At 45.3% G+C, this 14,480-nt stretch carries 16 protein-coding genes; 1 reads left to right on the forward strand and 15 read right to left on the reverse strand.

The genetic code is table 11. The features are described from left to right. Positions 1-104: 104 nt before the first annotated feature. The 11 genes from ndk to trmJ all read right to left on the reverse strand — a co-directional run bounded on the left by ndk (position 105) and on the right by trmJ (position 8,755). The gene (ndk, locus tag AB4493_RS08070) at positions 105-539 is read right to left on the reverse strand and encodes a nucleoside-diphosphate kinase (protein WP_016797173.1); all 435 of its coding nucleotides are present in this window, start codon (positions 537-539) and stop codon (positions 105-107) included. Positions 540-645: 106 nt separating this feature from the next. Continuing rightward, on the reverse strand, positions 646-1,941 hold the full coding sequence (gene pepB / locus AB4493_RS08075) for an aminopeptidase PepB (RefSeq protein ID WP_372154813.1): 1,296 nt from the start codon (positions 1,939-1,941) through the stop codon (positions 646-648). 206 nt (positions 1,942-2,147) lie between these two features. Beyond that, positions 2,148-2,348, reverse strand: a complete 201-nt coding sequence (gene iscX, locus AB4493_RS08080; protein ID WP_004740335.1) for a Fe-S cluster assembly protein IscX — start codon at positions 2,346-2,348, stop codon at positions 2,148-2,150. Between the two features lie 134 nt (positions 2,349-2,482). Beyond that, positions 2,483-2,821, reverse strand: a complete 339-nt coding sequence (gene fdx / locus AB4493_RS08085) for an ISC system 2Fe-2S type ferredoxin (protein ID WP_010440525.1) — start codon at positions 2,819-2,821, stop codon at positions 2,483-2,485. Positions 2,822-2,841: 20 nt separating this feature from the next. Next, positions 2,842-4,692, reverse strand: a complete 1,851-nt coding sequence (hscA, locus tag AB4493_RS08090) for a Fe-S protein assembly chaperone HscA (protein WP_048658837.1) — start codon at positions 4,690-4,692, stop codon at positions 2,842-2,844. A gap of 22 nt (positions 4,693-4,714) precedes the next feature. Next, a complete protein-coding gene (hscB, locus tag AB4493_RS08095; protein ID WP_019822106.1) occupies positions 4,715-5,230 on the reverse strand; it encodes a co-chaperone HscB in 516 nt (171 codons plus the stop codon). An 84-nt stretch (positions 5,231-5,314) separates the two neighbouring features. Further along, entirely contained in the window at positions 5,315-5,638 is a 324-nt protein-coding gene (gene iscA, locus AB4493_RS08100) for an iron-sulfur cluster assembly protein IscA (protein WP_010440519.1), read from the reverse strand. Positions 5,639-5,735: 97 nt separating this feature from the next. Beyond that, positions 5,736-6,113: a Fe-S cluster assembly scaffold IscU gene (gene iscU, locus AB4493_RS08105; protein WP_004740340.1), complete on the reverse strand. Its 378-nt coding sequence runs from the start codon at positions 6,111-6,113 to the stop codon at positions 5,736-5,738. Between the two features lie 33 nt (positions 6,114-6,146). Continuing rightward, complete coding sequence (locus AB4493_RS08110; RefSeq protein WP_017629866.1) at positions 6,147-7,361, reverse strand: IscS subfamily cysteine desulfurase; 1,215 nt, start codon at positions 7,359-7,361, stop codon at positions 6,147-6,149. Positions 7,362-7,388: 27 nt separating this feature from the next. Beyond that, the gene (gene iscR, locus AB4493_RS08115; protein WP_010440512.1) at positions 7,389-7,910 is read right to left on the reverse strand and encodes a Fe-S cluster assembly transcriptional regulator IscR; all 522 of its coding nucleotides are present in this window, start codon (positions 7,908-7,910) and stop codon (positions 7,389-7,391) included. A gap of 116 nt (positions 7,911-8,026) precedes the next feature. Next, complete coding sequence (gene trmJ / locus AB4493_RS08120) at positions 8,027-8,755, reverse strand: tRNA (cytosine(32)/uridine(32)-2'-O)-methyltransferase TrmJ (protein WP_017062835.1); 729 nt, start codon at positions 8,753-8,755, stop codon at positions 8,027-8,029. Positions 8,756-8,936: 181 nt separating this feature from the next. Between trmJ and suhB the strand changes: the two genes are divergently transcribed. Further along, positions 8,937-9,740: an inositol-1-monophosphatase gene (gene suhB / locus AB4493_RS08125; protein ID WP_017062836.1), complete on the forward strand. Its 804-nt coding sequence runs from the start codon at positions 8,937-8,939 to the stop codon at positions 9,738-9,740. 281 nt (positions 9,741-10,021) lie between these two features. On the opposite strand, the gene secF is transcribed toward suhB, so the two are convergent. The 4 genes from secF to tgt form a co-directional block, all read right to left on the reverse strand. After that, positions 10,022-10,969, reverse strand: coding sequence for a protein translocase subunit SecF (gene secF, locus AB4493_RS08130; RefSeq protein WP_048658840.1), 948 nt, complete (start codon positions 10,967-10,969; stop codon positions 10,022-10,024). A gap of 14 nt (positions 10,970-10,983) precedes the next feature. Further along, entirely contained in the window at positions 10,984-12,840 is a 1,857-nt protein-coding gene (gene secD, locus AB4493_RS08135; RefSeq protein ID WP_372154816.1) for a protein translocase subunit SecD, read from the reverse strand. Positions 12,841-12,860: 20 nt separating this feature from the next. Further along, the gene (gene yajC, locus AB4493_RS08140; protein WP_010440492.1) at positions 12,861-13,190 is read right to left on the reverse strand and encodes a preprotein translocase subunit YajC; all 330 of its coding nucleotides are present in this window, start codon (positions 13,188-13,190) and stop codon (positions 12,861-12,863) included. 111 nt (positions 13,191-13,301) lie between these two features. Then, a complete protein-coding gene (gene tgt, locus AB4493_RS08145; RefSeq protein ID WP_017056177.1) occupies positions 13,302-14,438 on the reverse strand; it encodes a tRNA guanosine(34) transglycosylase Tgt in 1,137 nt (378 codons plus the stop codon). Positions 14,439-14,480 lie beyond the last annotated feature (42 nt).

Genomic DNA, 14,480 nt, shown 5'->3' on the forward strand with positions numbered 1-14,480 from the left:
GTCGCTTTCGAGAATGACGACTAAATTGATTATCGAGAGCGTAAAATCCACTTACAAAAAAGGCCTCACCGAGGTGAAGCCTTTAGAATAATTTGCAGTGCCGATTATTGAGCTGGGCGTGGGCAAATTTCAGATTCTGGGAAGAAGAATTCGATTTCGCGAGCTGCAGACTCAGGGCTGTCGCTGCCGTGAACTGAGTTGTAACGCATGCTGATTGCGTAGTCAGCACGGATAGTACCGCATGCCGCTTCTTCTGGGTTTGTTTTCCCCATAAGCTCACGGTAACGAGCGATAGCGTTTTCGCCTTCAAGCACTTGAACCATGATAGGACCAGAAGTCATAAACTCTTTAAGAGCTGGGAAGAACTCTTTACCTTCATGTTCAGCGTAGAAGCCACTCGCTTGCTCTTCAGTAAGACGAACCATTTTAGCAGCAATAATTTCTAGGCCTGCTTTTTCGATACGGTGGTAGATTTCACCAACAAGGTTACGCTTAACTGCATCCGGCTTAACAATTGAGAACGTTCTTTCTAGAGCCATAGGGATTCCTTCACTTCATTTTTTTGTTATTAAATACTGAAATTACTGAGATCTTTCGATCTGAGCTTTATGAATGAGCGGCACAAAATACCGCTCACCCTTATTATTATTTTGCTTGGTCGATAAGAAGACGAGCCAGTGTGCGAACGCCCATACCCGTTGCGCCTGCCGCCCACTTGTCACTTGCTGACTTACGGTAAGTACCCGCGCAATCCATATGAATCCAACCTTTTTTGTAATCATCTACAAAGTAAGAAAGGAATGCCGATGCTGTACTTGCACCCGGTGTGTAATCGCCTGTGCTGATGTTTGAAAGATCAGCAAAGTTTGAAGGCAACATACCACGGTGGAAATCAGCAAGAGGCAGTGGCCATAAGCCTTCTTTCTCTTGGTTTGCCGCTGTTAGCGCTTGGTGAGACAACTCATCATCGAAGCTTAATAGTGCGTGGTAGTCGTTACCTAATGCGTTTTTAGCCGCGCCTGTTAGCGTTGCACAGTCGATGATCAGCTCAGGGCTTTGTGCACTTGCGTACATCAGGCCATCAGCTAGCACTAAGCGACCTTCCGCATCAGTGTTCATGATCTCAACTGTTTTACCGTTTTTGTAGGTAATGATATCGCCAAGCTTCAATGCGCGACCAGAGATCATGTTCTCTGCGCAACATAGAATAAGCTTGATGCGCTTGTTAAGACCGCGTTCAATCGCAAGACCTAAACCACCAGTAATCGTTGCTGCGCCACCCATGTCAGCTTTCATCGCTGTCATGAATTGGCCTGGCTTGATACTGTAACCGCCCGAATCGAACGTAATACCTTTACCGACTAAACAGGCAAATACAGGTGCGTTTTCATCGCCTGTTGGGTTGAAGTCCAGTTGCAGCATTGCTGATGTACGCTCAGAGCCACGACCTACCGCGTAGATGCCTTCCCAACCTTCGGTTAGTAGATCCTTGTCTTTAACAATCTTCGCTTTAACAGTGCCCGCTGGTGCCACTGACTTGATGTATTCTGCAGCCATTGTCGCAAGTTGACGAGGTGCCACTTCTTCAGCGGTTTTATTGATAATGTCACGCGTCCAGTCAGTTGCGCGAATACGAGCTTCAAGCTCAGTTTGATCGGCTTCTGAAAGTGCATCCCATTCCAATGCATTCTTTTTCTTTGGTCCACGGTAGCCTTGGTAGAAAGCCCAAACGCTTTCTAGATCCCAACCTTCACCACGAAGTGAAACGAATGCGATACCTTGTCCGTCAAGCGTACGACCCGCACGTTGAACTGCGCCTAGATCGTGGCCTTCACCAATGTGAATTGTCGCTCCCGCTTCTGAGAACGATAAAATAGCTCTTGCTCCCCACTGAGGCTGGGCAGCTTCTTGACTTAAAAATACTGACATCTGTGTAGACATGATTTCTCCTTGTCATGAACCACTTCGAGAGTGTGATTCTGATTATTTTTTATTAGCTCACTGATGTTAGCATTATGTATGAGGAAAATGTCATTTTGATAAAAAAACGGACCATAAGGTCCGCTTTTTTTAGTAAGAATTGTTAACTTGGCTGCGTTTTATATTGGACTGATACCAACCCGCGACCAAATCATTAGACAAGAGGATTAATCCATCTCATCCATCCAGCACAAAATAATAGCCTCTAAGATTTTCTCATTCGAGTGGTTAGGCTCGTCGTCGAACTCTTCAAGGTCTAGCACCCATTGATGCAGATCGGTAAAACGTACCGTTTTAGGATCAGTATCAGGGTACAAATCACATAGCTCAATTGCGATATCTCGCGAATCAATCCACTTCAAGCTCATAACACTTCCTTATATTTATCAGCGACGCTCTGTCACCTTTATGATCTATATTCTAGGCCAGTTTTCTTAGTATGTTTGTCTAAGCAATAACTCTCTCAGTCATCGCTGTATTAGCCATGACTGAGAACAGGTTCTTAATGGTCTTCAGAAGCCAGGTTCAACGTGTACTTTGGAATCTCTACAACAAGATCCGTATCAGCCACTTTAGCTTGGCAACCCAAGCGAGATTCCATCTCTAAGCCCCATGCTTTATCTAGCATGTCGTCTTCTAGATCATCACTCTCTTCTAAAGAATCAAAACCTTCACGAATCACAACGTGACATGTTGTACATGCGCACGATTTCTCACATGCGTGTTCAATACCAATACCGGCCTTCAGTGCAACATCAAGAACCGTCTCACCAGTTTTTGCTTCTAAAACAGCGCCTTCTGGACATAGATCTTCGTGAGGTAAAACAATAATCTTTGGCATGTTTATCTATTCTCTAACTATTAAATATTATCGACTGACTGACCTGACAGTGCAGCACGAATTGATTTATCCATACGACGAGAAGCAAAGTCTTGGCTCGCTTTGTCGGTATTCTTAATTTCTAGTTCAATAGCATCAGCGTTGTCGCCATTACGCACTTCAATCAGTGCTTCAATCGCTTGAACAAGTTGTTGTTTGCCTTGCTCATCAAGTAGCTCGTCACCGTCGGCTTGCATTGCAGCGATAAGGCCTTCGATAACGCGATCCGCTTCTACGCGTTGCTCAGCAAGAGCACGCGCTTGCATGTCTTCTTTTGCAAACGTCATCGAATCTTTCAGCATGCTAGCCACTTCGTTGTCGCTTAGACCGTAAGAAGGCTTAACTTGGATTTCAGCTTGAACGCCAGTGCTCTTCTCCATTGCGGTAACCGATAGCAGGCCATCAGCATCCACTTGGTAAGTCACACGAATATGAGCAGCACCTGCAGTCATCGGCGGGATGCCTTTCAAAGCAAATCGAGCCAGTGAACGACAGTCGTCAACCATTTCGCGTTCACCTTGTACGGTGTGCACTGTCATAGCAGTTTGACCGTCTTTGAACGTGGTAAATTCTTGTGCGCGAGCCACTGGGATCGTGGTGTTTCGAGGGATGATCTTTTCGACCAAACCGCCCATGGTTTCGATACCAAGAGACAGAGGGATAACGTCCAGAAGCAGCATCTCAGAGTCAGGCTTATTACCGACTAAGATATCCGCTTGAATCGATGCGCCAATTGCAACCACTTCATCAGGGTTAATGCTGGTTAGTGGCGTACGACCAAAGAAGTCACCGACCATTTCACGTACAAGTAATGTGCGAGTTGAACCGCCGACCATCACGACTTCTAGAACTTCATCTGCATCAACTTCCGCATCTTTTAGTGCACGACGGCATGAAAGCAGTGTTTTCTTAACGAGCGGTTTGATGATCTCTTCAAACTCTTCACGAGTTAATGAACCAGACCAACCTAGTACTTCAACCTCAACGCTTTCAGCTTCAGATAAGCCAATCTTAGCTTCTGTTGCGGCGTCTAGAAGAATACGGTTCTGCTCTGCAGTTAGCTCCGATAAGCCCATTTGCTCTTGGAAATGATCCGCAACTAAATGGTCAAAGTCGTCGCCGCCTAATGCAGAGTCACCGCCCGTAGCTAGAACTTCGAAGACACCTTTAGATAGGCGTAGGATAGAGATATCAAACGTACCACCACCTAAGTCATAAACAGCAATTACCCCTTCTTTACCTGAATCCAAACCGTAAGCAATCGCAGCGGCAGTCGGCTCATTAAGAAGACGTAACACGTGAAGACCAGCAAGTTGCGCCGCGTCTTTCGTACCCGCACGCTGTGCATCATCAAAGTAAGCAGGAACGGTAATAACAGCACCAGATAACTCGCCACCAAGTGTTGACTCAGCACGTTGACCTAGCGCTCGCAGAATGTCTGCAGATACTTGAATTGGGTTTTTGTTACCTTGCTCTGTGCGAATCACAGGCAAACCATTATCACTTTCTTCAAATTGATATGGCAGAGATGGGTATCGCTGTTGAATATCTGACAGTGAGCGACCGATTAGTCGCTTAACTGAGATAATGGTATTTTTAGGATCAGTCTGTGCATTTGCACGAGCTTCATCACCAGTCGTGTATGACTCTGACGTATAGTGAACAACGGAAGGAAGAATACTGCGACCCTGTTGATCAATCAGTGTGCTCGCCTCACCACTGCGCACTGCCGCAACCAATGAGTTTGTTGTACCTAAATCAATACCCACAGCAAGCTTGTGCTGGTGAGGAGCGGCGCTTTGCCCTGGTTCTGCAATCTGAAGTAGTGCCATGGATGTGTCCTTGTTATACGAACTAGCCGATCAGACGATCTTCAACTAACTCGATTTCATTCTTTAATTTTGCAATAAACTTAAGCTTTCTTACTCGGTCTGCAGCTTCTAGCCAAGCCTCACTGTCGAGTTCTTGTTGGATAGCGCTTAATTGTTGTTTATACATTTTGCTAACCTTTCCTTCAAATGCAAACAAAGCATCTTCAGGTTCAGAACTGTCGGCGATATCTTCAAGCTCTTCACGCAATTCCATTTGCTCCATTAGGAACATAGGATCTTGCAGGGTCTGCTGTTCACCACGAATATCCTCACCATGTTGCACTAACAGGTATTCAGCTCGGCTGATTGGATTCTTCAATACCTGATACGCATCATTGATTTGCGCAGCTTTTTGCACGGCTAGCAGGCGATCACGCTCAGAAGCAGTGGCAAATTTATCAGGGTGGAATTGGCGTTGCAGATCTCTAAACTGAGAAGAAAGAAGGCTACCATCCAGTTGAAACTGAAGTGGTAGCCCAAATAATTCGAAATGATTCATGTAACGGTGGTCCTAAGTTTAGGCTCTTCAATCAGAGCCTAATTTTATTCTTCGCTCACTATAAACGCTTAACGATTGAAGCGTTTATACGTTGAAGCTCTCACCACAACCACATTCGCCTTTCGCGTTAGGGTTGTTGAATTCAAAACCTTCGTTTAGGCCTTCTTTTACGTAATCAAGCTCAGTTCCGTCTAGGTAAACTAGGCTCTTTGGATCAATGATGACCTTAACACCTGAATGCTCGAACACTTCGTCTTCTTCGTTAAGCTCGTCAACGAATTCTAGTACATACGCCATACCCGAACAGCCAGTCGTTTTTACCGCTAAGCGTAACCCGATACCTTTACCTCGGTTATCTAGGAAAGCTTGAACTCGGCTTGCTGCCGTATCTGTCATGGTGATGGCCATACTACAACCTTGTGTTTTATATAAATTGAGAACTCAGGGGGAGCACAAAGGATGCTCCCAAATATTGCTTATTTTTTGTGATTACTTAATGAGACGATTAACGCTTCTTTTTGTAATCCGCAACAGCTGCTTTGATTGCATCTTCAGCAAGAATTGAACAGTGAACTTTCACTGGTGGCAACTCTAGCTCTTCTGCGATTTCAGAGTTTTTGATAGCTGCCGCTTCATCAATACTTTTGCCTTTAACCCACTCAGTTACTAGTGAGCTAGAAGCGATTGCGCTGCCGCAACCGTAAGTTTTGAATTTTGCATCTTCGATAATGCCTTCTGGCGTTACCTTGATTTGCAGTTTCATTACATCACCACAAGCTGGTGCGCCAACCATACCGCTACCAACACTTGGGTCTTCTTTATCAAACGAACCTACGTTACGTGGGTTTTCGTAGTGATCAATTACTTTTTCGCTATATGCCATGATAGTTACCTCGAATCCTCTATTTCCGTGAGATTAGTGATGAGCCCACTCAACAGTGTTCAAATCAATCCCTTCTTTATACATATCCCATAGAGGAGACATGTCGCGTAATTTGTTTACCGCTACACGAATTTGTGCAATCGCGTAGTCGATTTCTTCTTCCGTTGTGAAACGGCCGAATGAGAAACGTACTGAGCTGTGTGCCAGTTCATCGTTCAGGCCAAGAGCTCGTAGAACGTATGAAGGCTCTAGGCTTGCTGATGTACATGCAGAACCTGATGATACTGCTAGGTCTTTTAGAGACATAAGCAGAGACTCACCTTCGACGAAAGCGAAGCTAACGTTTAGGTTGTGTGGTACACGTTGGTCTAAGTCACCGTTTACCGTTACCGCTTCTAGATCTTGAACACCTTTCAATAGGCGCTCACGAAGTGCTAGTGCGTGATCGTAATCTTTCTGCATGTCTTGCTTAGCAACAGCACAAGCTTCGCCCATACCCACGATTTGGTGAGTAGCAAGCGTACCTGAACGGAAACCACGCTCATGACCGCCGCCGTGCATTTGCGCTTCAAGACGAATACGTGGCTTACGACGAACGTAAAGTGCACCGATACCTTTAGGGCCATACATTTTGTGAGCTGAAAGTGAGATTAAGTCAACTTTCATCTCTTGTACGTCTAGTGGGATTTTACCCGCAGACTGAGCCGCATCAACGTGGAAGATGATCTTACGAGAACGACATAATTCGCCGATTGCAGAGATATCTTGGATTACACCAATCTCGTTGTTAACGTGCATGATAGAAACTAGAACAGTGTCTTCACGCATTGCAGCTTGTAGCTTGTCTAGATCGATGATGCCGTTTGCTTCTGGCTCAAGGTAAGTTACCTCAAAACCTTCACGCTCTAGTTGGCGACATGGATCAAGAACCGCTTTATGTTCTGTTTTGCACGTAATTACGTGCTTACCTTTCTTCTCGTAAAAGTGCGCTGCACCTTTAATAGCAAGGTTGTCTGACTCTGTAGCACCTGAAGTGAAAACAATCTCACGTGGGTCTGCATTTAATAGGTCAGCAATTTGCTCACGAGCATTATCTACTGCTTCTTCTGCCTGCCAGCCGTAACGGTGTGAACGAGATGCAGGGTTACCGAAGTTACCGTCCATCGTCATGCACTGAACCATTTTCTCAGCAACTCGTGGATCGACTGGGCATGTAGCTGAATAGTCAAAGTAAATAGGCAGTTTCATTTTCTACTCCAATGTAAAAACTGACCGCTAAGAGCGGGCATTAACACCGTGAGGTGCTGCACTAATCGTTGTAGTGCTCGTATTTTTATGTGCAAAACCATTATTAACCGCAAGATCGATATCTTGACGATCAGAAATTTCTAAAACTTCGTTATCTTTCATTAGCTCACCGAGCGTAATGTCGTTTAAGAAGCTGCTGATTCGGGAGCTTAAATCACGCCATAGAGTGTGAGTTAAACAACGACTACCACCCTGGCAATCTGCTCGACCGTGACACTTAGTCGCATCCACTGATTCGTCTACTGCTGCAATCACAGTTCCGACAGCGATGTCGCTCGCTTCAGCTCCTAAACGGTAACCACCACCAGGGCCGCGAACACTAGCAACTAAGCCAGCTTTACGTAACTTAGAAAAAAGTTGCTCTAAGTAAGATAACGAGATGCCTTGTCGCTCTGAAATGTCAGCCAGAGGAACTGGGCTTTTTTGCGAATGCAGTGCTACATCGAGCATAGCTGTTACCGCATATCTTCCTTTAGATGTAAGTTTCATATCACACCGTATCCACATTGTTTATGTGGTTGGAATCTTCCCATACCCGACTAAATTGGTCAAGTATTTAGTTGACTATTTTAGTCAGGTATTCACCCTTAGTTTTCACGTGGGCTTTATTTATCGTTTTTGCTCTTCTCAATTGAAGTCAAAATGCCACGTAGAGTATTGATCTCTTGCAGCTCTGGACGAGCTCGGCTAAACAGACGACGCAGCTTATTCATCACCTGCCCCGGCTTATCCTTAGAGATAAATTGGGTATCAATGATCACTTTTTCAAGGTGCTCGTAGAACATTTCTAGTTCTTCGTGACGAGGGTACTCATCTTGTTGCTGTGGTTGATATTGGCTAGCGACCATATCAAGGTGGGCGACACGCACTTCGTAGCTCAGAGTCTGTACCGCCATTGCTAGGTTTAGCGAGCTGTATTCAGGGTTAGCTGGGATACATACATGGAAGTGGCACTTCTGAAGCTCATCGTTAGTCAAGCCCGTACGCTCACGGCCGAATACTAATGCTACTGGGTGCTTCTGACCTTCAATTGCAAATTTTTGTCCACACTCACGAGGCTCAAGCATTGGCCATTCAAGTGTGCGTGAACGAGCACTCGAACCAACTACTAAACCACAGTCTTTTACTGCTTCGTCCAGTGTGGAAACGATAGTCGCGTTTTCTGCGATGTCACCAGCACCCGCAGCCAGTGCTAAGGTCTGCTCGTCAACTTCACATTGAGGGTCTACAAGAACTAATTGACTCAAACCCATCACTTTCATTGCGCGAGCTGCTGATCCGATATTTCCCGAATGAGACGTACCAACCAGAACGACTTTTACATTGTCTAACATGCTATATGACACCACTTTAAAAATAATCGCGAGATATTAACACATAGCAAAGTAAAATGGTCAGACCCTTCGCGCAATGTGAAACCAAGAGTTCAAAAAATAACCACTTCCCTTTTGGTAAAACTTTGGTATACTCGCCGCCGCTTTAAATTGTTCTTTAACATCTTGTGGGAAAAACCATATGCATCCAATGCTAAACATTGCGATACGCGCTGCGCGTAAAGCTGGCAACCATATTGCTAAATCTCTAGAAACAACTGATAAGATCGAATCGTCTCTAAAAGGTAACAACGATTACGTTACTAACATTGCTCAAGAAGCTGAGTACATGATCATTGAGACAATCAAAGCATCTTACCCAGAGCACAGCATTATTTCTGAAGAGAAAGGCCTGACTGAAGGTAAAGACTCTGACGTACAATGGATCGTTGACCCACTAGATGGCACCAACAACTTTGTAAAAGGTTTCCCTCACTTCTCTGTATCTATCGCTGTTCGCATGAACGGTCGTACAGAAGTTGCTTGTGTTTATGACCCAATGCTAAACGAGCTATTCACAGCTCAACGTGGCGCTGGCGCTCAACTTAACAACGCTCGTATGCGTGTTACTCAACTAAAAGACCTTCAAGGTACTGTTCTAGCGACTGGTTTCCCATTCAAGCAAAAACAACACTCAGAATCTTTCATGAAGATCATCTCTGGTCTATTCATTGACTGTGCTGATTTCCGTCGTACAGGTTCTCCTGCTCTTGACCTATGTTACCTAGCAGCTGGCCGTGTTGATGGTTACCTAGAACTAGGCCTTAAGCCATGGGATCTAGCAGCTGGTGACCTAATCGCTCGTGAAGCTGGTGCTATCATGACCGACTTCGCTGGCGGTACTGATTACATGACTTCTGGTAATGTTGTTGCTTCAAGCGCACGTGGTGTTAAGTCTATTCTTAAGCACGTTCGTGAGAACGCTAACGAAGGTATGCTGAAATAATTCAGACCTTACGTTAAAGCTCCCTGTTTTAAGGGCGCATAAAAATTCCAAAGCCTCGCTAGATAGCGAGGCTTTTTTGTATCTGCGATTTGAGATACGAAATACGAAATACGAAATACGAAATACGAAATACGAAATACGAAAATGGTGCTCTTAGTGACAGTATATGCAACTCAACTTGCCGATAAGTTACGTTGAGCTTATCGACAATATACAGACGTAAAAAAACCGCTAGTTGCCTAGCGGTTTTTTTGGTTTAGCGAAACTTGTTAAGCCAAGGCCTAAGGCATTTCGTCAAACTCTTCACCTTCTTTTTCCACTTGTGGTGGCATTAGGTGTTCACGTGTAATACCCAACTTCATTGCTAGTGCAGATGCAACGTAGATAGAAGAGTAAGTACCAACCGTAATACCCAATAGAAGGGCAGTTGCGAAGCCGTGAATCATAGCGCCGCCCTGAACGAACAGTGCGATAACTACGAATAACGTGGTACCAGAAGTGATCAATGTACGACTCAATGTTTGTGTGATTGAGCTGTTCAGTACTTCAGGCGCTTCACCTTTACGCATCTTACGGAAGTTCTCACGAATACGGTCGAATACAACGATGGTATCGTTGAGGGAGTAACCGACTACCGTTAGCAAGGCTGCTACGATGGTAAGGTCGACCTCAATTTGCATTAGAGAGAACACACCAAGTGTGATGATAACATCGTGCGCCAGTGCTAATACCGCACCCGCAGCCAAACGCCATTCAAATCGCACTGATACGTAGATCAAGATACAGATAAGAGAAACTAGGATAGCAAGGCCACCCGCTTCTGTTAGCTCATCACCTACGTTAGGACCAACGAACTCGATACGACGCATTTCAACTTGCTCACCAGTACCATTCTCAATAGCAGAAAGGATTTGGTTACCAAGCGTTTCGCCCGCTACGCCATCACGTGGACGTAAACGAACCATCACATCACGAGCTGAACCGAAGTTCTGTACCGTTGCATCACCAAAGCCTTCGGCTTCTAGTGCACTACGGATATCAGGAAGGTGTGCCGGTTGTTCAAAACCAACTTCAATCAGAGTACCGCCAGTAAAATCTAGACCCCAGTTCAACGATTTCGTTGTTAGGGTGAAGATAGCAGTACCAATCATCAAGATAGAAAAAACAAAGGCAACCTTTGACCAACGCATAAAGTCGATCATTTTGTCTGCTTTTAGAATCTGAAACATATTAATTCCTAGCCTTAGATCGACAGTTTTTTAACGCGTTTGCCGCCATACATCAGGTTCACGATACAACGTGTTCCCACAATAGCTGTAAACATTGAAGTCAAGATACCGATAGACAGCGTTACCGCGAAGCCTTTGATAGCACCAGTACCCACAGCAAATAGAATAATTGCTGTTAGTAGCGTGGTGATGTTGGCATCGGCGATTGTGCTGAATGCGTTCGCGTAACCTTGGTGAATCGCTTGTTGTGGACTACGTCCATCTCGAAGCTCTTCACGTATACGCTCAAAGATCAGAACGTTGGCATCAACCGCCATACCGACCGTTAATACGATACCGGCAATACCTGGCAGGGTCATAGTAGCCCCCGGAATCATCGACATCACACCGATAATCAACACCAAGTTAGCCATTAGCGCAACGTTCGCAATCAGACCAAAGCTGCGGTAGTAAAGCAGCGTAAACAGCATTACAGCAGCCATACCCCAAACCATCGCCATGATACCCATATCGATGTTTTGTTGCCCCATAGATGGACCAATCGTACGTTCTTCTACAATCGAGATAGGCGCAATCAGAGCACCAGCACGCAGTAGAAGTGCCAAGTTATGAGCTTCAGCCGTTGAATCGATACCAGTAATACGGAAGTTACGGCCTAGCGCAGATTGAATCGTCGCTTGGTTAATCACTTCTTCGTGCTTACTCAAGATAACTCGACCTTCCGGTGTTTTACGACCGCTGTCTTTGTACTCTGCAAATACCGTTGCCATTAGCTTACCGATATTCTGACGAGAGAATGCAGACATCTTGCTACCACCTTCGCTGTCTAGCGAGATGTTAACTTGAGGACGACCATATTCATCAACACTTGAGCTTGCATCAGTAATACTTGAGCCGCCTAGAATAACGCGCTTCTTAAGTACCACAGGACGACCATCACGATCTTGCTTGATTTCGCTACCCGCAGGGGCACGACCAGAAGCGGCAGCGGCTAAGTCAGCACTGCTATCCACTTCACGGAACTCAAGCGTCGCGGTAGCACCAAGAATTTCTTTAGCGCGAGCCGTGTCTTGAACACCAGGCAATTCCACTACGATACGGCTAGAGCCTTGACGTTGAACCAAAGGTTCAGCAACACCAAGTTCGTTAACACGGTTACGTAGAATGGTAATGTTTTGCTCGACCGCATAGTTGCGGATTTCTTGAAGACGAGCCTCTGTGAAGCTAGCAACCAAAGAAAAACGACCATTAGATTCAGAATATACAAACGTCATGTCTTGGTGCTTAGATTGCAGTAGCGATTTCGCTTCAGCAAGCTGCTCGGCGTTACGTAGAATCACTTCAACCGCATCTTTACCAGATGGGCGAATTGCACGGTAACGGATTTTTTCTTCACGAAGTTCGCTACGGAACGCTTCTTCTTGTTGGCCAACCAGCTTTTGCATCGCAGCGTCCATATCCACTTCCATCAAGAAGTGAACACCACCACGTAGGTCAAGACCAAGCTTCATTGGTGCAGCACCAATAGATTCAAGCCAATCAGGAGTTGAAGCAGCTAAGTTTAAAGCAACGATTACGTCTTCATCTAATGCTTCAGTGATGACATCACGAGCACTAATTTGAGAGTCTGTATCGTTAAAGCGAACAAGAATGGAACCGTTTTCTAGAGCAACGGATTTAGTAGAAAGGTTTTCAGCTTCAAGAGCATTGGTGACAGCATCCAGCGTAGACATATCTACAGAGGCGCCGCGCGCCCCTGTAACTTGAACTGCCGGATCTTCACCGTATATATTCGGAAGTGCGTACAACGCAGCGATGGCGATAGTAAACACCACCATCAGGTACTTCCATAACGGGTAACGGTTTAGCACAGCGAGGATCCTCTAGCTGTTTATAGAGATTTCAGAGTACCTTTTGGTAGCACTGCTGTAACGAAGTCTTTCTTGATAACTACTTCGTTGTTTGCATTCAGTTCGATAGCAACGTAGTCGCTGTCTTCTGCAATCTTAGTGATCTTGCCAATTAGGCCGCCGCTTGTAAGAACTTCATCACCTTTGCCCATAGAAGACATAAGGTTCTTGTGCTCTTTAACACGCTTAGCTTGTGGACGGTAGATCATGAAGTAGAAGATCACAGCGAACATACCTAGCATGATAAGCATTTCGAAACCGCCGCCTGCTGGTGCACCTTCTGCTGCTGCGTGAGCTTGAGAAATAAACATTTAAAACATCCTCTATTTATATTTTCGTAATTGTTTGTCTAATTGGGTCGCATCCCTTTATTTTCAAGCCCCATCACTCGGAAGAGAGATAGGGCTCGCAAAAAAGAAATACTAAGATTCTTTACCTAGTGGTGGCACTTCACGCCCCATTCTTGCGTAGAACTCTGCAACGAACTCTTCAAAGCGGTCTTCATCGATAGACTGACGAATGTCTGACATTACTCGTTGGTAGAAACGCAGGTTATGAATCGTGTTCAGTCGAGCACCTAGGATTTCGTTACAACGATCCAAATGGTGTAAGTACGACTTGCTGTAGTTCTTACAAGTGTAACAGTCACACTCTGAATCTAGTGGTGTTGTATCGGTTTTATGCTTCGCATTACGGATCTTGATCACACCTTCAGTCACAAACAGGTGGCCGTTACGTGCATTTCGCGTTGGCATTACACAGTCAAACATGTCGATACCACGGCGAACACCTTCAACCAAGTCTTCCGGTTTGCCTACGCCCATTAGGTAACGTGGCTTATCTTCTGGCAGTTGAGGACATGTGTGCTCAAGAATGCGGTGCATATCTTCTTTTGGTTCGCCTACTGCTAGGCCACCTACTGCGTAACCGTCAAAACCAATTTCTGTTAGGCCTTTAACGGATACATCACGAAGGTCTTCGTACACGCCACCTTGAACGATACCGAACAGTGAGTTCGGGTTTTCAAGTTTGTCGAAGTGGTTACGTGAACGCTCAGCCCAACGAAGAGACATCTCCATTGAGTCTTTTGCTTCTTTGTGTGTCGCAGGGTAAGGCGTACACTCATCGAAGATCATTACGATGTCTGAACCTAAATCTTTTTGGATTTCCATAGACTTCTCAGCGTCCATGAAGATCTTGTCACCGTTTACAGGGTTACGGAAATGAACACCCTCTTCAGTGATTTTACGCATTGCACCTAGGCTGAATACTTGAAAGCCGCCTGAATCAGTCAGGATAGGACCGTGCCAGTTCATGAAATCGTGCAGGTCACCGTGCATTTTCATGATTTCTTGACCAGGACGTAGCCATAGGTGGAATGTGTTACCTAATAGGATTTCAGCACCTGTGTCTTTTACTTCTTCAGGTGTCATACCTTTAACAGTACCGTAAGTACCTACAGGCATGAATGCTGGGGTTTCAACGGTACCGCGTTCAAACTGAAGTTGACCACGACGTGCGCCGCTATTAGTTTTTTTAAGTTCGTATTTTAATTTCACGAAGCCTCCAATATGCCAGAGAAACAATCTGACTGTTAATTC

The organism is Vibrio sp. 10N.222.55.A1, from assembly GCF_041473835.1.
In the GTDB taxonomy this organism is placed as follows: domain Bacteria; phylum Pseudomonadota; class Gammaproteobacteria; order Enterobacterales; family Vibrionaceae; genus Vibrio; species Vibrio crassostreae_C.

What these genes read in the sequence shown, in the direction of transcription:
- ndk (WP_016797173.1), bottom strand. Translation starts at nt 539, where the DNA reads ATGGCTCTAGAAAGAACGTTCTCAATTGTTAAGCCGGATGCAGTTAAG.
- pepB (WP_372154813.1), bottom strand. Translation starts at nt 1,941, where the DNA reads ATGTCTACACAGATGTCAGTATTTTTAAGTCAAGAAGCTGCCCAGCCT.
- iscX (WP_004740335.1), bottom strand. Translation starts at nt 2,348, where the DNA reads ATGAGCTTGAAGTGGATTGATTCGCGAGATATCGCAATTGAGCTATGT.
- fdx (WP_010440525.1), bottom strand. Translation starts at nt 2,821, where the DNA reads ATGCCAAAGATTATTGTTTTACCTCACGAAGATCTATGTCCAGAAGGC.
- hscA (WP_048658837.1), bottom strand. Translation starts at nt 4,692, where the DNA reads ATGGCACTACTTCAGATTGCAGAACCAGGGCAAAGCGCCGCTCCTCAC.
- hscB (WP_019822106.1), bottom strand. Translation starts at nt 5,230, where the DNA reads ATGAATCATTTCGAATTATTTGGGCTACCACTTCAGTTTCAACTGGAT.
- iscA (WP_010440519.1), bottom strand. Translation starts at nt 5,638, where the DNA reads ATGGCCATCACCATGACAGATACGGCAGCAAGCCGAGTTCAAGCTTTC.
- iscU (WP_004740340.1), bottom strand. Translation starts at nt 6,113, where the DNA reads ATGGCATATAGCGAAAAAGTAATTGATCACTACGAAAACCCACGTAAC.
- AB4493_RS08110 (WP_017629866.1), bottom strand. Translation starts at nt 7,361, where the DNA reads ATGAAACTGCCTATTTACTTTGACTATTCAGCTACATGCCCAGTCGAT.
- iscR (WP_010440512.1), bottom strand. Translation starts at nt 7,910, where the DNA reads ATGAAACTTACATCTAAAGGAAGATATGCGGTAACAGCTATGCTCGAT.
- trmJ (WP_017062835.1), bottom strand. Translation starts at nt 8,755, where the DNA reads ATGTTAGACAATGTAAAAGTCGTTCTGGTTGGTACGTCTCATTCGGGA.
- suhB (WP_017062836.1), top strand. Translation starts at nt 8,937, where the DNA reads ATGCATCCAATGCTAAACATTGCGATACGCGCTGCGCGTAAAGCTGGC.
- secF (WP_048658840.1), bottom strand. Translation starts at nt 10,969, where the DNA reads ATGTTTCAGATTCTAAAAGCAGACAAAATGATCGACTTTATGCGTTGG.
- yajC (WP_010440492.1), bottom strand. Translation starts at nt 13,190, where the DNA reads ATGTTTATTTCTCAAGCTCACGCAGCAGCAGAAGGTGCACCAGCAGGC.